We start from the raw sequence: 22562 nt of genomic DNA on the forward strand, positions 1-22562 counted from the left end.
CCTCCCTTTTATTTTATCACTCCTGTACCAAATGCTGTAAATCGGGGTCATTCTTGATGCGTTCCATTTCACTTACAACAATATTTAGTATATCTGATTTTATCTGCTTGTAATTGGCTTCAATTTCCTGCTTCATTTTATCTTCACCCTGCTTATCAACAAAGGACAGGATTTCCGGTATTTTCTGATAGGCTTTTGTTTCGGCAGCAACTGTTTCATTATCTACCACAATTTCGGCGTGGAAAATCTTTTGCTCGATACGCTCGTCAAAGTTATCTGATACCGAACCTACGAACATCCCCTGCGTTAAGGTCGAAATTTTAGAGGCAGGTATCAGGCTATCCAACTGGGTAGATATAGAGGTAGATTTATCGTTTCGGTTGATGGTCATACTCTGGCGTTTCTGCAACACTTTACCGAAGCGTTCGGAAAGGCTCTTTGCCGTTTCGCCTACAACCTGCCCGCTGAAAACATTACCGACGGTATTCTGAATAACCTTGCTTTCCTTATCGCCGTAATCTCTTGTTAATTGCGAAAAGTCCTGAAAACCCAGACATACCGCCACCTTATTACTTCTCGCCGTTGCGATGAGATTGTCCAGTCCCCTAAAATAAATTGTGGGCAGCTCATCAATTATAACCGAACTCTTTAGCTGTCCTTTTTTATTGATGAGCTTTACAATCCTTGAATTGTACAAACCCAAAGCTGCCGAATATATATTTTGCCTGTCGGGATTGTTACCTACACATAAAATCTTAGGTTCATTCGGGTTATTAATGTCGAGCGTGAAGTCGTTGCCAGTCATTACCCAATAAAGCTGCGGGCTAATCATTCTTGATAGTGGAATTTTTGCAGATGCGATTTGACCTTGTAATTGGTCTTGTGCGCCGCCTTGCCACGCATCCATAAACGATGACAAATAATTTTCTAAATCGGGATAGGAAGTTAAAATCGTGAACACGTCCGAATACTTTTTATTCAGCAATTCGATGGCGTGCGGGAAAGTGCAATACTTCCCGTTTTCGTAGATTTTGAGATACCAAATAATGGCTGCAAGCAATATAATTGGGCTTTCCACGAAGAAATCCCCTTGCTTCAAAATCCACGACTTGTTAAGATTTAGCATTATCGTATATGCCGCTTCGTAGGCATCCGATATGTCCGTCATAAATTCGGGATTGAGTGGATTACAACGGTGGCTCTTGCGTGGGTCGTCGAAGTTTATCACGTAGAATTTGGGTTGTACTTCGTACTTATCCCGATGCTTCAGTAAGTGATTGTAGGCAATAGTAGAAAGGTCGTCGAACTTGAAATCGTAGATGTACATACTAAACCCTTTCTCTATCTGCTGCTTGATGTAGTTGTTTACAATTGCATAGCTCTTGCCCGAACCTGGTGTGCCCAACACAATCGAGGCTCGAAAAGGGTTCACGATGTTAATCCAACCGTTGTTCCATTTGTTTTTGTAAAAGAACTTTGTGGGTAGATTGACGGAATATTCGTTTTCCATCAGCTTTGTTTCCTGTTGGAAGCTCTCGTTTTCATTATTGAAAACGTCGTCCATCAGGTTGTTCTTTAATAGTCTGCTCATCCATACACCCGCCATCAGCAAAGCGATATAGCCTAACGATATAGTCAGGATATACAGGAACGTGCCTACTGCCGGGGATAGCTTTAGCAATGGTGTGTTCAGGAAAAACAGCACGAAACCGATACCCAAAGTCACGTAAATTTTAGTCCAGGTTATCTTCTCATTCTTTACGCCCTTAGTGCCTAAACAGCTTAAAGCGAGCAATACCAAAGCAAAGGCTTTGGTATATAGGGTATGTGAGAACAAACCCGCCGTTCTGTCGAAATTGCCTAAAATCTTGTTGATTACTTCCAGTGTCCAGCCACGTTCTAAAAAGAACCCGTAGCAGAACCAATAAAGGTGCATCAGTACCAATAGAATACTGACTGCCCGCATAAAAGCCATTATCTTGGCTAAGCCTCTTAAATCGTCCTCTCCCTGCATTATTTTGAGTTTTAATGTTCGGGCGTGAATTTAAAGTCTGTTCGGAATAGTTATAAGATTGTGGTAGTCTAAGGCAGTACGTGGCGGTATTTGGCTTAATCAGTGTATTTATTTAGGAGCGGATTTCATTAATGATTTATAGGAAGTAAGGAATGCGGACAAACTCTTGTATCCTACTTTGAATGCTACTTCTGTAAGGGTATATTTTTTAGTATCAATTAGTTCAATACTCTTCAAAATACGGGTAAGCTGTATATATTTCTGTATGGTTATCCCCGTTTCATTTTTAAAGATACGTTGTAAATTGCGTACCGACATATTCGCAATTTCTACATAATCTTCGACTTTAAACTCATATCTGAAATTTTCATTGATATGACTGCAAATCGGAATTAGTCGCTCGTCTGAAGGTACAGGGATTTCCAAAGCATTATTTTTCTGATAAAAATTTGGAAGGTTTTGCAAAATGGCTAATAAAAAGACTTTCTGATTATCATCTTCAATAAGTTGTTTATTCCACTTAGTTGCATAATTGAGCATTTCGTGTAAGACAATAGGAACACGGAAAATCTTTACGGAATTGTAAAATTGATTTTGCGGAATATACTTAAAGAGCAATACTGTCAGATTAACGGTTTCTGCTGATGATGATATGCGGTGTTTTATATTTGACGGTATCCATATTGCGTGATTTTGAGGTACAAAATAAACCTTATTCTCTATGTAAAAATACTGAAAACCCTCTGTAACATAGGATAGCTGATAACGTGCGTGAGAATGCTCGTAATCATCGTGTTTCCAGTTTTGTTGCTGCCATATATAAGCATCGCTTATAACATCATCTGAATAATTGCCAGGAGTTGTTTCCTTAAGACCACATTTTAGCATTGCGTTTTAAATACACTTTTTGGCAAAGCTAATAAAAACGAAATATTTAATTTTGCAATATTATTAGAAAAATTTCCTGTGCAATGAATAAAACAATCTCATTTTTAGTTTTCACGCTCTCCTTTTTATTATCAATCAACACTACTGCTATGGCTCAAAATAAGAAAACAAACATACTGGTGCTTATCCATTCTGATAATGGCGGCACTTATGAACTGGCAAAGAACATTACCGAAGGAATTGAGAAAAATAGCGATGCTAATGCTACTATAAAGTTGGTGAAAGCATCAGATAATGTCAAGTTGAAAGACATTCCCGTAGCCAACGTTGATGAATTAAGTTCCTACGATGGCATAGCTTTTGGCTCGCCTGTGTACTTCGGGAATATCAGTACGGCAATGAGCGAATTTTTATCAAAAACGGTAGATGTCTGGACAAAACACGAATTAGAAGGTATGCCTGCAACTGTTTTTATGTCTGCAGGAAGCGGAGCCGGAAAAGAACTGGCATTGCAATCTTTCTGGAATAGTCTGGCAGTACACGGTATGATACTGGTATCAAATGGTATTCGTGGATATGAAAACATAGAAAAAAATATACCGCAAGGGAACTCGGTGTTAGGTACAACTAGTCTGGCTTCCTTAAAAGATGTGACAAGACCAAGCAAAAGCGAGCGTTATCTTGCCAAATTACAGGGAGAAAATTTTGCTAAAGTTTCCACGGCATTAAAAGGAACTTTCAAACAAAAGTCAATCGAAACTAAATCTGCATACACAGTGGATATCAACGAGGTATTGAAACAGAAAAATATTGTTTTACCTGAATTACCAAAACCTGTAGGAAACTACGAGCTTTTTTCGCGTTCCGGGAATTTAGTATTTATCAATCAGGTTTCACTTAAAGACGGAAAGATTTTATATCCTGGAAAAGTCGGTATTGATGTTACTGAACAACAAGTAGAAGAAGCGACCAAAGTTACTATGCTCAACATTATTGCAATTTTGAAAGAGGCAGTGGGAGGCGATTTGAACAAAGTAAAAAAATGTGTGCAATTGATTGGCGTTTTTAATACTCCTGAAACATATACGCAGCACGCTATGTTGATGAATGCAGCTTCTGACCTGACAGTGGAAATATTCGGAGAAAAGGGAAAGCATACACGAAATACATCGGGGGCATATTCCTTACCAGTTGGTTCTTCTGTATCTATTCAGGCAATTTTTGAAGTTGAGTAGATAGCTGTTATACGCAGATAGATAATTATTGATAATGAGAAAAATAATTCTGATTACCATTCTTTCATTCACTATGTTGCAATATACTGTCTTTCAGAAAGGTCAGCGTAATGTTAAAGAACGAATCCAATATATTTTTAGTGAACTATAAAAGGAAGAATTACATTTTTTTCTTCCTTTTCTTCTTCATCTTGTTAGCAAAATCCTGTTCCTCATAATCCTCGCCCTGGGCTTCGGGTAGCAAACCGCCCAATGCTTCAATCAAACCATCTTCGTGTTTTTCCGTAGTTAAGAAGTCGAACAAATGGTGTGGTTCTTCCGCAGGAAGATCCGCATCATTTGATGTGGATAGTTTGGGGATTGGTACAGCAGCTTCTTTTATATCCGGTTTGATATTATTATTCCAGTAATCATTAAAGACATTGGCAGAAAGCTCCTTGTCTAAACGTGAACCGTTCCAAACTGCTTTGGAATTATGGTCTATGAATGTGATACCATAAATACGACCTGTATCGTTCTGTCGTACCACCACGTTAATGCCCTGTTCAATTAGCTGCTTTTTAAAACCCTGCTCGTCGCTCGTGGTTTTCAGGGCAACGGTAACGGCAGCTTTTAGGGTCTGCTTGCCTGGGTGGTCTTTCAAAGCCGTTTTGCATTTCGCAAAATGCAATTCCAAAGCCGGAAGCCCTGCGCTCTTTCCGAACAGGGAAGCCTTGAACGGATGCCCGGCTTTTTCGCCATTTTCATTTAAGGGGATGTACAGTAAACCCTGCCGCATCTTTTTGTGTAGTTCGCCCTCCACTTTTTCGGTAGTAATATTGAACAGGGATAGCAGGGCATTGTATTCGCCCAAAGTCTGGTACTGGTAATAGTTTGGCAGGTGACGAACAACCGAAGCGATTTGGCTCTTTACGTCGCCTGCCTTATAATCTATCGGGAGGAAAACATTGTCATTTTGGTTACGCTCTTTATCGGTTGCGGGTATCAATCCATGTTTCTGCTCCAGTTCACGGCACAGGTTCATAGACCGCATTTTCTCGAATTTGTCCGAAATCTTTTTGCCTTGTTCATCAACACAAACCGATACAATATGAATATGGCTTCGGTCAATATCAGTGTGCTTGAATACCACAAAAGGCTGTTCTTCATAACCCAGCTCCCGCATATACTGTTGTGCTATTTCCCGATATTTATCATCACTAACATTATCTTTCGGGTCGGGATTGAGTGAAATATGCAAAGTATGTTTCTCGGTTTTTTGATTTGCCAGAAGATAAGGAGCAAAAGATTGTGCCAATTGCGCAACGGAATATTGCCCGCTTGCCGTTTCAATAATCTTATTTGTAAACAAGATTTGTCCGTTTTCTTTCTCTACTTTTAGATTATTATATGCCAACGCACCGTACAAATTTGCACTTCTACCGATTTTTGCTATCATTTCTAAGGTTATTTTTTGAGGTATTTCTTGTCAAATTCCTCGGTTATTTCCAGCACTTTTTTAAACAGCTCAACCATTTCTGTCGTCTGCTTTTCTAATTTATACAGGTATGCCGATGCTTTTTTCTCCGAAAAGCTCTTGTACAATAGCTTTACAATCTGGTTATAATTGACACCAATAGAACGAAACTGACTGTGAAACGAAGTCAACCGCATATAGAAATCAACCGTTCCTTTGTCAATCTGAACGGACTTCATTTTGTTTCCGAACAGTTGTGTAATGATAAATTTTGCTTTGTTGGGCATTCCTGATCCTTCAAAAAGCGATAAAAATTTGGCGTTTTCTTCGTCCGTAAGACGAAAAACGTGACGGTGGGTACTTGGGTCAAGCTTTGGCTTACGACCGCCCTTATTTCGTTTGTTATTATTGCTCTCGTTCATCACTAATCCATTTTTTAATCCGTACAAAACCTCGACTTCGGAGAGTGTTTTTCAGCTCCCAGCAGGGCAAGTTGTTTTGAGACACGAACTCGGTTTCGAGTGCCTCAAAACACAACTTGCCGTGTTCTGTTGAACACAAAAATCCGCCCTGCGGGACGGATTGATTTTAACAGGGAAAAACGGCTCGATGCCGTGGCTGTTAAACTCCATTTTGTCCATTCGATTTTGCATAAATCCGTTAATAAAAATCATTATACAAAGTAAAGACCTGTTTTTGAAAGCATTGTACTGTGATACAGTGCCAAACAATGCCTTTGAACGCCAAACAATGCCACATTGAAAGAACTGCTTATTTATCTCTTTTTATTTGTACCAACAAAAGGATATAAGTGCATAAATAGTTATGCACGTAACAACCTAAGTATATAACTATCGAGGTAGATAGATAAAAAAACAAGTACATAGGAAAGTACATGTTCAGATACCTATCTGTGTAATTCTACATGTAGAGATGCAGGCACATCAGTAAATAGGTTTTTCGATACAAACTTACTTACCTGCACACCTACAGAGGTATGTGTTTAGGTGTATAGATACCTGCCTAAATATATCTGTATTGAGTAACATATCTATATGCAGAGATAAATAGGTAGCAGACTGCAAACATAGGCACCTACGCAAATAGGTAAATGAGTATATAAATAATTAAAAAAAAGTTAAAGAGATGAATGCAAAACACAAAACAGTTTTTATCGCCTTTTCTTCTCAAAAAGGTGGCGTAGGTAAGAGTACGTTTACAACACTTGCGGCAAGCATCCTGCATTATCGTTTGGGCTACAATGTAGCTGTATTTGATGCAGATTTTCCACAGCATAGCCTGTTGAAAATGAAAGAGCGTGATTTGAAAATGGTAATGGAAAACGAGGCTTTGAAAAAGCTGGCGTATAAACAGTTTACCACCATCAACAAAAAGGCGTACGAAATTATTCAGCACAGAGCGGATAGCGTACTGGAAGCAGCCAACGAATTTGTTGAGGCTTCTCCGGTTTCAATTGATGCTGTATTTTTTGACCTTCCGGGAACGGTAAACACGCCGGGTATTCTGAAAGCATTGGCGGGAATGCACCACATTTTTACGCCAATCACGGCAGATCGTGTAGTAATGGAAAGCACGCTCGTTTTCACACAGCTCTTGCAAGACGTGATTATGAAAAAAGGCGAAACGTCCATAAAAACGATCAACCTGTTCTGGAACCAGGTTGATGGCAGGGAGAGCACACCTTTATACGATGTGTATAACAACCTTATCAATGATTTGGGATTTAGCCTGATGCAAAGCCAAGTAAAAAACAGCACACGCTTTCGCAAAGAAAGCGAAGTGAACAGCAAAGCTATTTTTCGCTCAACGCTGATGCCTCCGGACGAAAGGTTGATGAACGCCTGCCAACTAGACCTTTTTATGAACGAATTTTTAAAAATCATTCAATTATAATCCCTATGGAAAAAGATAATAAGAAAAAAATTACTCCTGATATTGACGAGGAGCTAATGATGAACCTGATGGTTGACGGTGTAAAGAAAGAAGGGTTACAGCTTCCACCGGAACCTGAACCAAAAGCAACCGAAACTGTGGTCGTTAAGCCAAAGGAACTATCACAGGATAAACAGGCTGTCAAGGATAAGAGCCGTAGTAAGAGAACTTCTGAAATAGATTACGAAAATACATTTTTTAAGAAATCAGACACCAATGCCCGTGACGGAAAAACAGTTTATATCAGACCAGAATTTCATGAAAAATTGACACGAATCATACAGGTGATTGGCGAAGATAAGATTACTATTTATGCTTATTTGGACAACTTACTGGATTATCATTTTCAGGAATTTAGCGAACAGATTACCAAAAGTTATAACGACAAGTATAAACCTATTTAATAATTATGGAAACATTAATTGTAATATGCCTGCTGATAGTCATTGGGCTATTGTTGCATGATAAGATTGTTATCAAAAAGAGGTCGGAGCAAAAGCCGAAACAGGAAAAAGTCAATCCTAATCTTCCAGATATAATGGGGCAACCGAAACCTATAAGATGCCAATTAGTGCCAAACACCGCCACTGAACGCCAAATGGAGGACCTACAGTTTAATCCTGCTAATTTAGACATAGAATACGACGAGAATGAAAACTTAGGTATTCAAATTCCGCAGGAAGAACTGGATGAGGTTTTTAGTAATACGCCTGATTTTGAGGAAGAGGAAGAAGAATGGAACAGGTATGGAATATCCGGTGGCAATAATGGTTTAGCCCAAGGGGTTACTTTTGAAGAACTAAGCTCCGTGGGGGTATTGCTCCAAAAAGAAAAATTGGAAACAGCCCAAAAGGAAACAGCGATAGCTATAGTTCATAAAATACAGGGAACCGAATTATTCAGCCTACTGGAAAATTCCATGGACGGTGCATCCAGAAAAATTGCGGAGCTTTTGGATAGCACAATCATTTCTGAAACGGATGCCAGTTCTTCCACTTTGCGGAAAAGTGATTTGAATGATTTTGACATTGGGGAGTTTGTGTAAGGATTTTTATCCTTCAGCAATAACAAAAGCCTGAGAGAAAGAAGAAGAATGGCTTATACTAACATGCCAGTTCTTAATCCCTAAAGATATAGATAGGTGTAGTGGAGTACCTGATAAGATTATATTTGGTCTTCCTGCATCTTCTTTTAATATTTCAATATCGGTTAAAGCAATTCCGTCTTCCATACCTGTAAACAAGCATTTTAGAATAGCCTCCTTTGCCGCAAATCTACCCGAAAGAAATTGTAGTGTTCCTTTTGCTGGACAGAGGTCTAACTCTCTATTAGAAAAGATTCTAGATTGTATAGCTCTATTATTTTCCCAATCTAACTTTCGTGAAACAGTATGTTCTACTATATCACAGCCAATTGAAATAATCATTACTAAAATGAAATATGTTTTAATTTTCTATTTGCTGTATCAAATTCTATAAGACCTCCCTGATTTGATATCAGAAATCTAAAAGCAGCATAAGATTGTAATATGGCATATTCCCATTCTTCAGAGGTACGAACGCTTACTTCAAAATTCTCTGTCATTTCTTTAATTATTCTCAAAGTAGTTTTTGATACTTTTGATTTTCCTTTAAAAAAATTCTTTCTTTTTGCTTCATTAAATATAATCATAGAAATTGCTTCCTCCGTAATTGTGGCTCTTGCACCGTCTTCTATTTCATCAACCAAACTGTTACTTTTTCGTTTTCTTTTCATCATGGCTCTTGTACATGGAGACCATCCCAATAGAGCGGCAAACGAATAATGAAATATATCATGATAACGATAGTAATCATTTTTATAAGAGTTGTCATTAATAACATCTCCAAGTTGTTCAGTTCCATTAGAAATTACTCTTACTTCGTTCTTTTGGTCATTTCCTACTTCTTTAAATGACACGTTAAAATATCTAGGGATTTGCTCCCTAGATATATAGTTGTCGTCAAAAAACTTTTTCTTAATTTGTTTTATCATCGTATTTTATTCTTTAAATCAAAAATAATGTTTTCGTTAATTCCCCATTTTGGAGGAAACCAATAGTCAATAGGTTTAGAGTTAAGTTTGTACACTTGCTTAATCCTTACTCTATCACTATTGCCTTTTATATCAGGATGTTTTACTCTTGCATATTTATCTACTTCACAAAATAAATTTTGACAATCTATCAGTTGTAATCGCCTTCCCCAAAGTGTTTTGAAATCTAACTGTAATCTTTCAAATTCCATTTCCTGCCTATCGGTCATTAGTTTAATGATTTCAACATTGCTTAACCCTCCTGTATTAGCAAAGCATTTACTTATTCCACCTAAAGCTCCAGGGCCAGGTACTACAAATTCTGATTCTGAAAAATCAATTATATTAGAGTAATTAATGTCAATTAAAATTTGATACGCTAAAAAATCGCCTAATCCCGGAAAACTTTTAACAATGTCAAATGCTTGTTGCATTTTGTTACAATCCATAAGTTGTATAGAAGTGTCTTTTTTCAAGATATAATCTATCAATTTTAAATGATTTGAGTGTTTTCGCTCGTAGCCAAATTGCCTTACAGAAGGCATTATATATGCTGCTGAATAGATTGTCTTCTTTTCTGCGAAAGCCTTACTTAGAACTTTATCATACCTTTTAAAATCAAATTCTTCATAATTTAAGTCTCCAATATTTTTTTTTAGCAATTCCCATGTGTCAATTTTGTTAAACAATTTGAACAACAGTATTCTAAAAAGAACTTCATCGGGTGAGTTAGAATAATCATCATTGTAAATAACTTCCTTAATTAAATACTGACTTACTCTATCCGAAGCCCTGTAAGCATTTGTAAATTTATGTTTAGATAAAATGGGGTCGTTTGTCCAAGGATATTTATCCCCTTGTATTCGACTAAAAAAAACATCTTGTCGTAATACCGCAAACCTCCAATAGCTATCAAATACCTCTGTTGTTTTAGCAGGTAATAATGGCTTATATATTGTAAAAGTGTTCTGCTTTTTAGCTATTGTACTCATTAGTTTTCTACCTTCATTTTAATTATTAATCCTTTTGCTTGAGCTTTTGTTAAATGGTCTAATTTTTCAACTCCAACAAAACAATTAAATCGTTCCAATTCTAATCCAGCTTGCTGTGCTACAAACTTTCCAAGATTGATTAACCCTAACCAGTTTCCATAAGCTCTCTGATACAAATACTGCATAGCATAAAAGCTATTTATTATTAATCCTCCATTTTCTGATTTATAGAATGAAACATGTTGTAAACAAGGAAAACTCTGGAATACGCCATTTTTATGGTCTTTTAATGGGTCAAAAATAGCAGCTTGTGATTTCGAGCGACGTTTTATTTTAGAGTCTTCACTTAAAGAATCAATTATTATTTCTAATTGATTCTTTTTACTGTCTCCAAATGCTATAAGGCGTTCAAAATAAGTTCCTGCACTGTTTCGCTTATCAATTTTCTTTAGCCTTGGTAAAACGTTTTCTAAATACAATCTAAACAACTCTTGCCGGTTACTTTTGTTAAACAGATATAAAGATTGTGGAAATATTGTTTCAGAAACAATATCAATTGAATCTAGTTGGTGTTCTGCCAAATCTTTGTTCAATTCGTTTTTTATAGTGTTATCCTCGTCAAAATCAGATAAAGTCAAAACTAATGGTGTAATTTCATTACCCGAGTTATCGATTATATGTTGTAAGACTTTACACCATGCTTTCGATAAATTATTCTCTTCTATTAGTACTGGTATATTCATTTTATTAGTTTTCTAAATGTCTATATTCCGCAAAACCAATATAGTTCTGTGGTTGGATTCTCACAAAGCAACTGGTTTCACCACTTGTTGAATAAATGGAAGATATTCCAGATTTTTTCGCTAAATATAGTGTCCCAACTTCTGTGCTTTTTATCTTTTCTAAATAGTTATTATCAACTTCTAAATCAGAAGGAATAACTAAGTAGTTTGAAACTTCTAAATCAATAGGTTGATTATTTGTTTTAAAATCAATAATCTTGAAATATGCTTTTTCTTCAACGTTGCCAAAATGCTTTTTGAATATTTTGGAAGGTGTATGTTTAGATAATTCCATGTATTTATATTCATTCATTAACATATTGACTTTACAATGTGTAATTAACGTTTGATATCCAACCCCTAATACAGAACTAACTATATAATAATCAATTTCTCTTGCGGTATTAAAATCAAGCTTTCTTTTTTTGAACTCTGATTGTACACAAGCAATTGGCATTAACAAATGTGCAGAAAATGCATCAACTAATTTCTCATCATCACTTTTGTAATTTGAGTTGTCATTTTCGTCTGTAAGAATATCTAATTTTAATCCATGGTTAAAAACATGATGACCTAATTCATGTCCGCAAGTAAAAATTCTTCTTGGGAGCGGACGTAGACGTGAAATTATAATTTTGGGTTGGCTTGTATTGTTCATAATGATATTATTTACATAAAGACCTTCCATATTAATATCAACGAATTGTACATCTATGTTTAATTTAGAACAAACATCGTAGATGTTTATAGCCTCATATAAACTGAGCCCTAATTTTAGTCTTGTTTCACTTGCTTTTCGGATAGCACTTGTATATAACTCATTCATTTATTTCGGAAGTATTCTTAAGATTTCTAATAGCTTCTTTCTGTCGGATTCATCCATTTTCCCCAATTCCCTTGCAGCAATTTTTGTTTGCTCATCTAAAGCCGATTCATTTTCCTCTTTCAACAAAAGCCATGAAGTGCTTACTTTGTACAACTTAGCAAATTGAATAATCTCTTCTGCACTTACTTTTCGTTTTCCACTTTCTATTTCAGAAATAGCTGGTCTTTGTATTTGTAAGATTTTTGCAGCATTTTCTTGCGACAAGCCAGACATAACCCTTGCTTCTTTTAATCTTTCAGCAATTTGTTCTCTTTCAGTCATAGTACCCTTATTGTTCATTTTTTGACAATTTTAATAGCTTCGTTGCAGCCTCTTTTATATTTAATTGTTTCTTCGTTTTTTGATCATGGAAAATATAGCAATCATTTGGTATAGTAATACCTGTTTTAATCTCAATTTGAGAAAAAATGGAAACTAACACTTGACTCATAATGAAATTTCCAGGATAGAAATTTCCACTTACGACTTCTTCAACTTCTTGATGAATACAAACTTCTTGTATAATCTCAATTATTTCTTTTTCTAATTCTAATATTCCCATGATTGTAAGAATTTCATACAAAATTATGTAAGATTTTCTTACAATCAAAATATTTTGATAAATATTTATGCCACTCAACGCCAAATCATTCCTTTGACTGCCACTTTGTTATAACCCCTTGATTTCCGAAACATCTTTGTCCCGAAAGCCCGCAAGGTGTGGGATAACAAAAACAAATTAATGTGTTTCAATTATGGAAAAACAAAGAAAAAAAGTTTTGCTGGCAACCGTAGCGATGTTGTCAGGAATTGGTTCTTTCGCACAGGGAAATGGTTCGGCTGGGATCAACGAAGCTACCCAAATGGTAACAAGTTATTTCGACCCCGCAACCCAATTAATTTACGCCATCGGTGCGGTGGTTGGGCTTATCGGAGGCGTTAAGGTGTACAACAAATTCAGTAGTGGCGACCCCGATACTTCGAAGACGGCAGCTTCATGGTTCGGTGCGTGTATCTTCCTGATTGTAGCGGCTACTATTCTACGTTCATTCTTTCTTTAATCTTTTGCCTTATGAATTACAATATCAACAAAGGCATCGGAAGAACGGTAGAATTTAAGGGATTGAAAGCACAGTACCTTTTCATCTTCGCAGGTGGATTGCTCGGTACCTTAATCTTCGTGATGATAATGTATATGGCAGGTGTAAATTCTTACATCTGTCTATTACTCGGAACCGGAGGTGCTTCACTCATCGTATGGCAGACTTTTTCACTGAACAGGAAATATGGCGAACACGGACTGATGAAGTTGGGAGCCATAAAAAGGCATCCTCGCTACATAATCTGTCGCAAGCCTGTACACAGGTATTTAAGATTCACTCCTAAACCCAAAACCGTATGAGAAATGTAGCTAAGACAGCCACATTGGAAAACAAATTTCCTTTGCTAGCAATAGAGAACAACTGCATTCTTTCTAAAGATGCAGACATTACCGCCTGTTTTGAAGTACGGTTGCCAGAACTGTTTACCGTTGCGTCGGCAGAATACGAGGCTATCCATTCCGCTTGGCACAAGGCAATCAAAACCTTGCCAGACTTTACAGTCATTCATAAACAGGATTGGTACATCAAAGAAAACTACGCTCCCGATCTGGCACAGGAAGACCAAAGTTTTCTGTCAAAATCCTACCAACGTCATTTTAACGAGCGACCATTCCTAAACCATTATTGCTATCTGTTTCTAACCAAGACGACCAAGAATAGAATGCGTATGCAAAGTAATTTCAGTTCGCTTTGTAAGGGTACGCTTATTCCAAAGGAAATCAATAAAGAAACGATACACCGATTTATGGAAGTGGTGGCTCAGTTTGAGCGTATTGTGAACGATAGCGGCTTTATAAGCCTGCGACGTTTGACTGAAGACGATATCATTGGTACGGACGAAACACAGGGATTGCTGGAACAATACCTAACGCTGTCAAGAGAAAACGGAACGGCAATGCAGGATATAGCACTCAGTGCTGAAGAAGTCCGTATTGGAAACAAAAGGTTGTCCCTGCATACCTTGTCGGATACAGACGATTTGCCTGCAACCGTTTCGGCGGATACCCGATTTGAAAAACTTTCCACTGATCGAAGCGACTGTCGTTTGTCATTCGCTGCTCCTGTGGGATTATTGTTGAGCTGTAACCACATCTACAACCAATACCTGTTTTTAGATAACAGCGAAGACAACCTGCAAAAGTTTGAGAAGTCAGCAAGGAATATGCACTCACTGGCTCGGTACAGTCGTGCCAATCAAATCAACAAAGAGTGGATTGAGAAGTACCTGAACGAAGCACATTCGTTTGGGCTGTCTTCCGTAAGGGCACACTTCAACATTATGGCTTGGTCGGAAGATTCTACAGAGTTGAAACAACTAAAGAACGATTGCGGAAGTGCATTAGCATTGATGGAATGCAAGCCACGCCACAATACAACGGATGTAGCTACCCTGTATTGGACAGGAATGCCAGGCAATGCAGGTGATTTTCCAAGCGAAGAAAGTTTTTACACTTTTATTGAGCCAGCCTTGTGCTTCTTCACCGAAGAAACCAATTATCACAATTCACCATCGCCATTTGGTATCAAGATGGCTGACAGGCTTACAGGAAAACCTATTCATTTGGATATTTCGGATTTGCCAATGAAGCGGGGCATTATCACGAACCGGAACAAGTTTATTCTTGGTCCGTCAGGTTCGGGTAAATCTTTTTTTACCAATCACATGGTTAGGCAATACTACGAGCAAGGTGCTCACGTACTGCTGGTAGATACAGGTAACTCCTATCAGGGGTTGTGCGAATTAATCAAAGGAAAGACTAAAGGCGAAGACGGTGTTTACTTCACTTATACCGAAGATAACCCGATTGCCTTTAATCCATTTTACACCGATGATGGTGTGTTCGACATTGAAAAGCGTGAGAGTATCAAGACTTTGATACTCACGCTTTGGAAACGTGACGATGAACCGCCTACAAGGTCAGAGGAAGTTGCTCTTTCCAATGCGGTTTCAGGTTATATCGACCGTATAAAAAACGAGGGCATTTTCCCATCGTTCAATGGCTTTTACGAATATGTAAAAGGAGATTACCGCAAGGTACTCGAAGAAAAACAGGTTCGTGAAAAAGACTTTGATATAGCCAATTTCCTCAACGTTTTAGAGCCTTATTACAAAGGTGGCGAGTATGACTATCTGCTGAACTCGGACAAACAGTTAGACCTACTTTCTAAACGCTTCATCGTGTTTGAAATTGATGCGATCAAGGATCACAAAATACTTTTCCCAATCGTAACCATTATCATCATGGAGGTTTTTATCAACAAAATGCGAAGACTGAAAGGTATTCGCAAACTGATACTGATTGAGGAGGCTTGGAAAGCAATCGCAAAGGAAGGAATGGCAGAGTACATAAAGTACCTCTTTAAAACGGTTAGAAAGTTTTTCGGCGAAGCTATAGTCGTAACCCAGGAAGTAGATGATATTATTCAATCGCCCATCGTCAAAGAAAGTATCATCAACAATTCAGATTGTAAAATTCTCTTAGATCAGCGTAAGTACATGAACAAGTTTGATGATATACAGACGATGCTGGGGCTTACGGATAAAGAGAAAGCACAGGTACTATCCATCAACATGAATAACGATGCCAGTCGCTTGTACAAGGAAGTTTGGATTGGATTGGGCGGAACACACTCGGCAGTGTACGCAACGGAAGTAAGCCTTGAAGAATATTTGGTGCGCCCATAAGGGCATATAGTGAATGTGGTTTGGCAACCACTGGGCAAGTGTTTATAACGCCCATCAACAGCCGACTTATCCGAACGGGAAACCCGACGGGGAGTGTAGCATGTCGGAAAAGCCATAAGTCAACTAATTGTCGTGTTGCGACTGAATGGCGAGTTGAAAAGTTAGATATAAGGATGAAGTCTTGATTGATTGAACGACAGTCCGAACGGTCAGTTCTTAGGCAGTGACGGAAGACAGTTACCAACGTCACTTTGTGGTAATATCCTAATGACAGGTAGTAGTGATAGCATAAACAGACCACAACGTAACTGCAATAAGCAGAAAAGGGCGAACATCGCATCCGACAATCTAACGTGCCAATAGTTGCTATATGTCTAAATGGGGATTGCCTAAGTCGGAATGCCACAGGCGTGGCTATGGAAAAAGCTCCTGAATATCCGATACGGCAACGGAGTCTCCGTAGTAGTCCGAGCAGGGGAAAGCCCTGTACATGGCGAAGGGAGACAGTCAATTTAGTTTAATACGATTAACGGAAAATGTGAGAGACATTATGAGAAATCCAGAAAAAGTATTGAACAGTCTAATAAGGCACAGCGGAAACACGGACTATAAATTCGAAAGGCTGTACAAGGTTCTGTTCAATGAAGAGATGTACTTTATCGCCTATCAGAAAATCTACAGTAAAGTAGGCAATATGACGGCAGGAGTTGATGGAAAGACCATCGACGGAATGAGTATATCCCGCATTGAAAGGCTGATTGCATCGTTGCGAAACGAGACCTATCAGCCAAACCCATCCAAGAGGACATACATTCCGAAAAAGAACGGGAAGAAACGTCCGCTTGGTATACCATCTTTTGATGACAAATTAGTGCAGGAGGTTATCAGAATGATATTGGAAGCAATTTATGAGGGGAGCTTTGAGCATACTTCACATGGGTTCCGATCCAATAGAAGCTGTCACACAGCCCTATTAAGCGTCCAACAGTCATTCACTGCTGTACGGTGGTTCATCGAGGGCGATATAAAAGGCTTCTTCGACAATATCAATCACGAAATATTGATTGGTATCCTAAAGGAGCGTATCGCTGACGACAGGTTCATTCGGTTGATACGAAAGTTCCTCAATGCAGGGTATATTGAAGATTGGGTGTACCACAAAACATACAGTGGCACACCGCAAGGTGGGATTGTAAGCCCCATCCTTGCCAACATTTACCTTGATAAACTCGATAAATATGTCAAGGATTATATCAAGGACTTCGATAAGGGTAAAAGAACTACGGCAACACGCCAGTACAGGCTACACGAACAGAGACGATACCGCTTGGCCAAGAAACTCAAATGTGAGACAGACGAAACTGTCAGAGAGCAGATGATTAAGTACATCAAAGAGTTGAGACAGGAAAGAAACAAATATCCAGCTTATGACAAGATGGATGGTAGTTTCAGAAAGTTAAAATACGTTAGGTATGCGGACGATTTTCTTATCGGGGTCATAGGTAGCAAAGAAGACTGCAAAAAGATAAAGGAAGACATCAAGGTTTACCTTGATGAAAAACTGAAACTTGAACTGTCTGATGAAAAAACCTTGGTGACTAATGCTAAGAAACCAGCCAAATTCTTAGGCTTTGATGTCTCCGTGCGAAACTCCGATGAAGCCAAGAGAGATAAGCACGGTAGAACCGTAAGATGTTTCGGAGATAAGATTGTACTCCGTGTCACAGTAGACGTGATGAAGAAAAGGCTACTGAGCTATAATGCCATGAACCTGGTAAATGAAAAAGGCACAGAAGTTTGGAAACCACGCTCACGCTATTACATGAAAGACTTGGATGACTTAGAAATCATCAGTCAGTACAACGCTGAAATACGGGGCTTTTACAATTATTACTCAATTGCCAACAACAGCTCGTTTGTCCAGTCATTTTCTTACATCTTGGAGTACAGTATGTACAAAACGTATGCACTGAAATACCAAACTTCAATTAGTCAGGAAAAGACTAAAAGATGTATCAACGGAGTGTTTTCCATTCCCTACAAAAACAGGAAAGGAGATATAATGTACAGACGCTTTTACAAAGAGGGTTTCAAACGCCAAAAAGCTGCCCGTGGTGCTTACGTGGATAGTTTACCTGTCACAGTTACCATTACAGGAGGAAGAAACAGCCTTATAACAAGGTTGCAAAACCAGAAATGCGAATTATGCGGTGCCAACGAGAAATTGGAAATGCACCATATACGCAAATTGAAAGACCTGAAAGGTAAGCAAGACTGGGAAAAACGAATGAGTGCAAGGAGAAGAAAAACCTTGGCAGTATGCTCAAAATGCCACGATAAGATACACGCAGGCAAGTTAGACTGAATAAATTGATGGAGAGCCGTATACCTGGAGACAGGTACGTACGGTTCGGGGGAGAGTTCTTGGAAACCTACCATAGTCAATATGGCAAGGCGCCGGGTCCTTATCCTACGCTTACACGACAGAAGAAACCGAAAAAATGGAAGTGATGCAACTCGCTTCCGAATTGGACGGTAATGTGGAACTCGCCATTAAGCATATCGCTATGCAAAGGCGTGATGAATTAAATCAATAAGTAATCATTTAAAATTTCAAGACAATGAAAAAAATATTTTTAATGATGCTCACGGCAATACTGTTTGTCGTAGCACCGTCAGCAAAAGCTCAATTTGTCGTAACTGACCCAGCAAATTTAGCATCAGGTATTCTCAACTCTGCGAACGAAATCGTACAGACTTCCTCTACGGTTAGCAATGTGGTAAAGAACTTCAAAGAGGTTGAAAAAGTGTACAAACAAGGCAAGGAATATTACGATAAACTCCAAGCCATCAACAACCTTGTGAAAGATGCCCGTAAGGTGCAACAAACAGTTTTAATCGTGGGCGATGTATCCGAGATGTATGTGACCAATTTCGGTAAGATGATGAACGATCCAAATTTCAAACCAAATGAGTTAGTAGCCATTGGTAACGGTTATTCGGCACTGCTGAATGAAAGTACAGAACTGCTAAAGGAATTGAAGCAAATTATCAGTGCATCAAGTCTTTCGCTAAATGACAAAGAGCGTATGGATATTATTGACCGTGTGTACAAAGAAGTAAAAGAATACCACAGCCTTGTACGCTATTACACCAATAAGAACATATCAGTAAGCTACCTAAGAGCAAAGAAGAAAAACGATGCCAAAAGGGTGCTTGATCTGTACGGAACTTCTAACCAAAAATACTGGTAAATCATGGAATGGGATAATCTTCACGAACTTCTGCGTTCGCTCTACGATGATATGATGCCTCTTGCAGGCGATATGGCTGCGGTTGCGAAAGGTTTGGCAGGATTGGGAGCTTTGTTCTATGTAGCATTAAAGGTTTGGCAGGCTTTAAGCCGTGCCGAACCTATTGATGTGTTCCCCTTACTTCGCCCATTTTCCTTAGGACTTTGCATTATGTTTTTCCCAACTATCGTGTTGGGAACCATTAATGCGGTATTAAGTCCTGTTGTAACCGGAACCCATCAAATACTCGAAGACCAGGTACTCGATCTGAACAAACTGCAACAACAGAAAGACCAATTGGAATATGAAGCAATGGTCAGAAACCCCGAAACAGCCTATATGGTATCGGACGAAGAGTTTGATAAAAAGCTGGAGGAACTGGGCTGGTCGCCATCGGATATTGGAACAATGGCCGGAATGTATATGGATAGGCAAGCCTACAAAATCGAAAAAGCCATCAAAGATTGGTTTCGTAACCTACTCGAAATACTATTTCAAGCTGCGGCTTTAGTCATTGATACTATCCGAACGTTCTTCCTGATTGTTTTAAGCATTCTCGGCCCAATTGCTTTTGCCATCTCCGTGTGGGATGGCTTTCAATCAACACTAACACAATGGATCACCAGGTATGTCAGTGTATATCTCTGGCTACCTGTTTCAGATCTGTTCAGCTCTATGTTGGCAAGGATACAATCCCTCATATTAGAACGGGATATAGCTATGCTCGCAGACCCAACTTATATACCTGATACGAGCAATACGGTGTACATCATTTTTATGATTATTGGCATTATCGGATACTTCACCATACCAACAGTGACAGGTTGGGTAATCCAAGCCGGAGGTGCAGGAAACTTTACACGCAACGTAAACCAAACGGCTATGAAAACTGGCAATATCGCAGGTGCAGGAGCTGGTTCGGCAGCAGGGAATATCGGTGGCAAATTAATGGGAAAATAAAATAATTAAATCAGTTAAAAATGGAATTTAAAACTTTAAGAAATATAGAAAACAGCTTTAGGCAGATACGTTTGTATGCCATAGTATTTGCAGTTCTCTGTATTGGTGTTGTAGGATATGCCGTATGGAAATCGTACAGCTTTGCCGATGAGCAACGCCAAAAAATCTATGTGCTGGATAACGGCAAATCCTTAATGCTTGCCCTGTCTCAAGATGCCAATATTAATCGACCTGTTGAGGCTCGGGAACACGTTAGGCGTTTTCATGAACTGTTCTTTACGCTGGCTCCCGACAAGAATGCCATTGAAAGTAATATGAGCAGGGCTTTCAATCTTGCCGATAAATCAGCCTTTGATTATTACAAAGACCTTTCTGAAAAAGGGTATTACAGCCGTATTATTTCGGGTAATGTACAGCAAAGCATAGAGGTAGATAGTGTAGTGTGCAACTTTGACAATTATCCTTATGCGGTGCGTACCTACGCAAAGCAGTTCATCATTAGGTCAAGTAATGTAACACGTCGTAACCTGGTTACTTCCTGCTATCTCGTAAACTCCGTTCGTTCCGACAACAATCCCCAAGGTTTTAACATCGAAAAATTTGCGGTGGTAGAGAACAAGGATATAGAGGTCATCGAACGTTAAAACAGGATATATGAAAAAATTCAAGGAAAATATGGACAGGTTTTTTGACAAGCTGGACAACAGTTGGAGGGCTTTACCATTGAGGAAGCAACACCTATACACGCTGTACTTCTTTATTGGTTATCTACTGCTTACTGTAGGCGTTGTTACCAAAGTATGGTACGATACAAGCAATTCAAAAAACGATATACAGATAGAGCATATTGAAAACCCTGTCCTTAAAAAGAACGAAAGTCCTGCAAGGTTACAGGACACATTATCAACAATTTTAAAAAATCAGATTTATGAAAGAAAATGAGAACAAAAAGTCGGTTGTTCGGGTAACGGAGGGTAACCCGAAAGAAACCGCGGATGTACTGCAAAACGGTAAGGAGAATAAAACGGAAAAGCTCAAAAAGCCTTTGATTTTTGGTTTGATGGGTATTGTTTTCGTGGGTTGTATGTATTTAATTTTTAAACCGTCGGAAGACAAAAAGGAAATCGAAAACATCGGGCTAAACGATGACGTGCCACAGGCTACCGGAGCAGGAATGCCTGCCGACAAAGGCAAGGCGTATGAACTTGAAATGTTGGAACGCAAAGAACAGGAGAAGCGTAATGGTTTAGCAACGCTTTCAGATTATTGGAACACCGATGACAAGAAAGAGCCTGTGGATGAATTTACCGAAGATGATGATGAAAGCACCGGCTATGGAGGTGGTAGTAGAAATTCGGGAAGAAACAGTAATCCTGCATTGAACAGCTATCGAAATGCACAAAGTACATTGGGTAATTTCTATCAGGACAACAATTCTGAAACAATGGAACTTCGCAAGCAATTGGACGAGTTGAAAGAACAACTAGCTGATAGAGATCTGCCAAAGCCTACAACTGTAGATGACCAGATTGCATTGATGGAAAAATCCTATCAGATGGCGGCAAAATATCTCCCGACAAATACGAATACCAACACCGCAGAACAACCTGTACCTGCAACAAATAGTACCACTTCAGTGGCTTCGGGTGAGAATAAAAAAGAACATTTTGTATCATTTACTGCTGCAAGGAAAAATACGGTATCTGCTTTATATCGGGAGCCTACAGATAGTGAGTTTTTGGAAAATTGGAGCGAAACCCGAAACAGAGGATTTTATACCGCAGGTATTTCCGAACAAATTGTACAGCCCAAAAATAGTATCAAAGCCTGTGTAAACGATGCACAGACGGTGGTTGGCGAAACTGGTGTTCGGTTACGATTATTAGAACCTGCAAAAACACCAAGCCGTACTATTCCGCAGGGAACGGTTGTAACGGCTAATGCCAAGTTTCAAAACGGACGTTTACAGCTTAAAATTACCTCTGTTGAATTGGAAGGTAATATCATTCCGGTTGATATTACTATCTATGATCTGGATGGACAGCAAGGTCTGTATGTTCCGTATTCTCCGGAAATGAATGCTCTTACCGAAATGGCGGGTAATATGAGCCAACAATCAGGAACAAGTCTGATGCTTACCCAAAATGCAGGACAACAAGTAGCTGCTGATTTAAGCCGTGGCGTGGTGCAGGGCATTTCGGGCTATTTCGCCAAGAAAGTACGTACCCCAAAAGTTTCGCTAAAAGCAGGACATCAGGTCTTTCTTGTATCAAAACAATAATG

At 38.8% G+C, this 22562-nt stretch carries 24 protein-coding genes; 13 read left to right on the top strand and 11 right to left on the bottom strand.

Going from position 1 to position 22562, the window contains the following annotated elements; genetic code table 11:
• Positions 1 to 16: 16 nt before the first annotated feature.
• Together mobC and ACFS3A_RS06970 are read right to left on the bottom strand one after the other, a co-directional pair.
• Positions 17 to 2014, bottom strand: a complete 1998-nt coding sequence (gene mobC / locus ACFS3A_RS06965; RefSeq protein ID WP_177766423.1) for a conjugal transfer protein MobC — start codon at positions 2012 to 2014, stop codon at positions 17 to 19.
• A gap of 108 nt (positions 2015 to 2122) precedes the next feature.
• Entirely contained in the window at positions 2123 to 2902 is a 780-nt protein-coding gene (locus ACFS3A_RS06970; protein ID WP_379824672.1) for a helix-turn-helix domain-containing protein, read from the bottom strand.
• An 83-nt stretch (positions 2903 to 2985) separates the two neighbouring features.
• Between ACFS3A_RS06970 and ACFS3A_RS06975 the strand changes: the two genes are divergently transcribed.
• Positions 2986 to 4137 (top strand): NAD(P)H:quinone oxidoreductase, encoded by a 1152-nt coding sequence (locus ACFS3A_RS06975; RefSeq protein ID WP_065720163.1) that lies wholly within the window; start codon positions 2986 to 2988, stop codon positions 4135 to 4137.
• Positions 4138 to 4297: 160 nt separating this feature from the next.
• Here the strand turns inward: ACFS3A_RS06975 and ACFS3A_RS06980 are convergent, their stop codons facing one another.
• Positions 4298 to 5575 (bottom strand): relaxase/mobilization nuclease domain-containing protein, encoded by a 1278-nt coding sequence (locus ACFS3A_RS06980; RefSeq protein WP_260031541.1) that lies wholly within the window; start codon positions 5573 to 5575, stop codon positions 4298 to 4300.
• An 8-nt stretch (positions 5576 to 5583) separates the two neighbouring features.
• A complete protein-coding gene (gene mobA, locus ACFS3A_RS06985; RefSeq protein ID WP_038330878.1) occupies positions 5584 to 6015 on the bottom strand; it encodes a conjugal transfer protein MobA in 432 nt (143 codons plus the stop codon).
• Between the two features lie 724 nt (positions 6016 to 6739).
• On the opposite strand from mobA, the gene ACFS3A_RS06990 reads away from it, so the two are divergent.
• Genes ACFS3A_RS06990 through ACFS3A_RS07000 form a run of 3 tightly spaced genes read left to right on the top strand, consistent with a single transcriptional unit; the run spans position 6740 to position 8591 of the window.
• Positions 6740 to 7507 carry a ParA family protein gene (locus tag ACFS3A_RS06990; RefSeq protein ID WP_038330876.1) on the top strand — a complete coding sequence of 256 codons (768 nt, stop codon included), beginning with the start codon at positions 6740 to 6742 and terminating at the stop codon, positions 7505 to 7507.
• Between the two features lie 5 nt (positions 7508 to 7512).
• The gene (locus tag ACFS3A_RS06995; protein WP_038330874.1) at positions 7513 to 7950 is read left to right on the top strand and encodes a DUF3408 domain-containing protein; all 438 of its coding nucleotides are present in this window, start codon (positions 7513 to 7515) and stop codon (positions 7948 to 7950) included.
• Positions 7951 to 7955: 5 nt separating this feature from the next.
• Complete coding sequence (locus ACFS3A_RS07000) at positions 7956 to 8591, top strand: conjugal transfer protein TraD (protein WP_260031539.1); 636 nt, start codon at positions 7956 to 7958, stop codon at positions 8589 to 8591.
• A 6-nt stretch (positions 8592 to 8597) separates the two neighbouring features.
• Here ACFS3A_RS07000 and acpS read toward each other — a convergent pair whose 3' ends face one another.
• The 7 genes from acpS to ACFS3A_RS07035 are packed head-to-tail and all read right to left on the bottom strand — an operon-like array spanning position 8598 to position 12799.
• Positions 8598 to 8972, bottom strand: coding sequence for a holo-ACP synthase (gene acpS / locus ACFS3A_RS07005; protein ID WP_143884044.1), 375 nt, complete (start codon positions 8970 to 8972; stop codon positions 8598 to 8600).
• 2 nt (positions 8973 to 8974) lie between these two features.
• On the bottom strand, positions 8975 to 9559 hold the full coding sequence (locus tag ACFS3A_RS07010) for a hypothetical protein (RefSeq protein WP_260031536.1): 585 nt from the start codon (positions 9557 to 9559) through the stop codon (positions 8975 to 8977).
• Positions 9556 to 10590, bottom strand: a complete 1035-nt coding sequence (locus ACFS3A_RS07015; RefSeq protein WP_260031534.1) for a nucleotide kinase domain-containing protein — start codon at positions 10588 to 10590, stop codon at positions 9556 to 9558. Before ACFS3A_RS07015 ends, ACFS3A_RS07010 begins: the two co-directional genes overlap by 4 nt.
• Complete coding sequence (locus tag ACFS3A_RS07020) at positions 10590 to 11333, bottom strand: thymidylate synthase (RefSeq protein WP_143884041.1); 744 nt, start codon at positions 11331 to 11333, stop codon at positions 10590 to 10592. Before ACFS3A_RS07020 ends, ACFS3A_RS07015 begins: the two co-directional genes overlap by 1 nt.
• A 4-nt stretch (positions 11334 to 11337) precedes the next feature.
• Entirely contained in the window at positions 11338 to 12198 is an 861-nt protein-coding gene (locus ACFS3A_RS07025) for an ImmA/IrrE family metallo-endopeptidase (RefSeq protein ID WP_260031532.1), read from the bottom strand.
• Positions 12199 to 12537, bottom strand: a complete 339-nt coding sequence (locus tag ACFS3A_RS07030; RefSeq protein WP_228429942.1) for a helix-turn-helix domain-containing protein — start codon at positions 12535 to 12537, stop codon at positions 12199 to 12201.
• On the bottom strand, positions 12527 to 12799 hold the full coding sequence (locus ACFS3A_RS07035) for a hypothetical protein (protein WP_260031529.1): 273 nt from the start codon (positions 12797 to 12799) through the stop codon (positions 12527 to 12529). The genes ACFS3A_RS07030 and ACFS3A_RS07035 overlap by 11 nt, the downstream gene beginning before the upstream one ends.
• 193 nt (positions 12800 to 12992) lie before the next feature.
• On the opposite strand from ACFS3A_RS07035, the gene ACFS3A_RS07040 reads away from it, so the two are divergent.
• From ACFS3A_RS07040 to traM, 9 genes are all read left to right on the top strand, one after another.
• A complete protein-coding gene (locus ACFS3A_RS07040; RefSeq protein ID WP_260031528.1) occupies positions 12993 to 13298 on the top strand; it encodes a DUF4134 domain-containing protein in 306 nt (101 codons plus the stop codon).
• 11 nt (positions 13299 to 13309) lie between these two features.
• Positions 13310 to 13639, top strand: a complete 330-nt coding sequence (locus tag ACFS3A_RS07045; RefSeq protein WP_260031527.1) for a DUF4133 domain-containing protein — start codon at positions 13310 to 13312, stop codon at positions 13637 to 13639.
• A complete protein-coding gene (locus ACFS3A_RS07050) occupies positions 13636 to 16026 on the top strand; it encodes a TraG family conjugative transposon ATPase (protein ID WP_379824674.1) in 2391 nt (796 codons plus the stop codon). Before ACFS3A_RS07045 ends, ACFS3A_RS07050 begins: the two co-directional genes overlap by 4 nt.
• Before the next feature lie 550 nt (positions 16027 to 16576).
• Entirely contained in the window at positions 16577 to 18391 is a 1815-nt protein-coding gene (locus tag ACFS3A_RS07055; protein ID WP_260031525.1) for a reverse transcriptase domain-containing protein, read from the top strand.
• A gap of 256 nt (positions 18392 to 18647) precedes the next feature.
• Positions 18648 to 19280: a DUF4141 domain-containing protein gene (locus ACFS3A_RS07065; protein WP_260031524.1), complete on the top strand. Its 633-nt coding sequence runs from the start codon at positions 18648 to 18650 to the stop codon at positions 19278 to 19280.
• A gap of 3 nt (positions 19281 to 19283) precedes the next feature.
• Entirely contained in the window at positions 19284 to 20279 is a 996-nt protein-coding gene (traJ, locus tag ACFS3A_RS07070) for a conjugative transposon protein TraJ (RefSeq protein WP_260031522.1), read from the top strand.
• A 20-nt stretch (positions 20280 to 20299) separates the two neighbouring features.
• Positions 20300 to 20923, top strand: coding sequence for a conjugative transposon protein TraK (gene traK / locus ACFS3A_RS07075; protein WP_260031519.1), 624 nt, complete (start codon positions 20300 to 20302; stop codon positions 20921 to 20923).
• A 10-nt stretch (positions 20924 to 20933) separates the two neighbouring features.
• Complete coding sequence (locus tag ACFS3A_RS07080) at positions 20934 to 21221, top strand: hypothetical protein (protein ID WP_038330851.1); 288 nt, start codon at positions 20934 to 20936, stop codon at positions 21219 to 21221.
• On the top strand, positions 21208 to 22560 hold the full coding sequence (gene traM, locus ACFS3A_RS07085; RefSeq protein ID WP_260031515.1) for a conjugative transposon protein TraM: 1353 nt from the start codon (positions 21208 to 21210) through the stop codon (positions 22558 to 22560). The genes ACFS3A_RS07080 and traM overlap by 14 nt, the downstream gene beginning before the upstream one ends.
• Positions 22561 to 22562 lie beyond the last annotated feature (2 nt).

The organism is Flavobacterium notoginsengisoli (genome assembly GCF_042686225.1).
In the GTDB taxonomy this organism is placed as follows: domain Bacteria; phylum Bacteroidota; class Bacteroidia; order Flavobacteriales; family Flavobacteriaceae; genus Flavobacterium; species Flavobacterium notoginsengisoli.

Excerpts from the sequence above, each read along its gene's own strand:
- ACFS3A_RS07050 (WP_379824674.1), top strand. The coding sequence starts at position 13,636 with ATGAGAAATGTAGCTAAGACAGCCACATTGGAAAACAAATTTCCTTTG.
- ACFS3A_RS06995 (WP_038330874.1), top strand. The coding sequence starts at position 7,513 with ATGGAAAAAGATAATAAGAAAAAAATTACTCCTGATATTGACGAGGAG.
- ACFS3A_RS06990 (WP_038330876.1), top strand. The coding sequence starts at position 6,740 with ATGAATGCAAAACACAAAACAGTTTTTATCGCCTTTTCTTCTCAAAAA.
- ACFS3A_RS07025 (WP_260031532.1), bottom strand. The coding sequence starts at position 12,198 with ATGAATGAGTTATATACAAGTGCTATCCGAAAAGCAAGTGAAACAAGA.
- ACFS3A_RS07035 (WP_260031529.1), bottom strand. The coding sequence starts at position 12,799 with ATGGGAATATTAGAATTAGAAAAAGAAATAATTGAGATTATACAAGAA.
- traK (WP_260031519.1), top strand. The coding sequence starts at position 20,300 with ATGGAATTTAAAACTTTAAGAAATATAGAAAACAGCTTTAGGCAGATA.
- ACFS3A_RS07015 (WP_260031534.1), bottom strand. The coding sequence starts at position 10,590 with ATGAGTACAATAGCTAAAAAGCAGAACACTTTTACAATATATAAGCCA.
- traM (WP_260031515.1), top strand. The coding sequence starts at position 21,208 with ATGAAAGAAAATGAGAACAAAAAGTCGGTTGTTCGGGTAACGGAGGGT.
- ACFS3A_RS07040 (WP_260031528.1), top strand. The coding sequence starts at position 12,993 with ATGGAAAAACAAAGAAAAAAAGTTTTGCTGGCAACCGTAGCGATGTTG.
- mobC (WP_177766423.1), bottom strand. The coding sequence starts at position 2,014 with ATGCAGGGAGAGGACGATTTAAGAGGCTTAGCCAAGATAATGGCTTTT.
- acpS (WP_143884044.1), bottom strand. The coding sequence starts at position 8,972 with ATGATTATTTCAATTGGCTGTGATATAGTAGAACATACTGTTTCACGA.
- ACFS3A_RS07030 (WP_228429942.1), bottom strand. The coding sequence starts at position 12,537 with ATGAACAATAAGGGTACTATGACTGAAAGAGAACAAATTGCTGAAAGA.
- ACFS3A_RS06970 (WP_379824672.1), bottom strand. The coding sequence starts at position 2,902 with ATGCTAAAATGTGGTCTTAAGGAAACAACTCCTGGCAATTATTCAGAT.
- traJ (WP_260031522.1), top strand. The coding sequence starts at position 19,284 with ATGGAATGGGATAATCTTCACGAACTTCTGCGTTCGCTCTACGATGAT.
- ACFS3A_RS06975 (WP_065720163.1), top strand. The coding sequence starts at position 2,986 with ATGAATAAAACAATCTCATTTTTAGTTTTCACGCTCTCCTTTTTATTA.
- ACFS3A_RS06980 (WP_260031541.1), bottom strand. The coding sequence starts at position 5,575 with ATGATAGCAAAAATCGGTAGAAGTGCAAATTTGTACGGTGCGTTGGCA.
- ACFS3A_RS07000 (WP_260031539.1), top strand. The coding sequence starts at position 7,956 with ATGGAAACATTAATTGTAATATGCCTGCTGATAGTCATTGGGCTATTG.
- ACFS3A_RS07010 (WP_260031536.1), bottom strand. The coding sequence starts at position 9,559 with ATGATAAAACAAATTAAGAAAAAGTTTTTTGACGACAACTATATATCT.
- ACFS3A_RS07065 (WP_260031524.1), top strand. The coding sequence starts at position 18,648 with ATGAAAAAAATATTTTTAATGATGCTCACGGCAATACTGTTTGTCGTA.
- mobA (WP_038330878.1), bottom strand. The coding sequence starts at position 6,015 with ATGAACGAGAGCAATAATAACAAACGAAATAAGGGCGGTCGTAAGCCA.
- ACFS3A_RS07055 (WP_260031525.1), top strand. The coding sequence starts at position 16,577 with ATGAGAAATCCAGAAAAAGTATTGAACAGTCTAATAAGGCACAGCGGA.
- ACFS3A_RS07080 (WP_038330851.1), top strand. The coding sequence starts at position 20,934 with ATGAAAAAATTCAAGGAAAATATGGACAGGTTTTTTGACAAGCTGGAC.
- ACFS3A_RS07045 (WP_260031527.1), top strand. The coding sequence starts at position 13,310 with ATGAATTACAATATCAACAAAGGCATCGGAAGAACGGTAGAATTTAAG.
- ACFS3A_RS07020 (WP_143884041.1), bottom strand. The coding sequence starts at position 11,333 with ATGAATATACCAGTACTAATAGAAGAGAATAATTTATCGAAAGCATGG.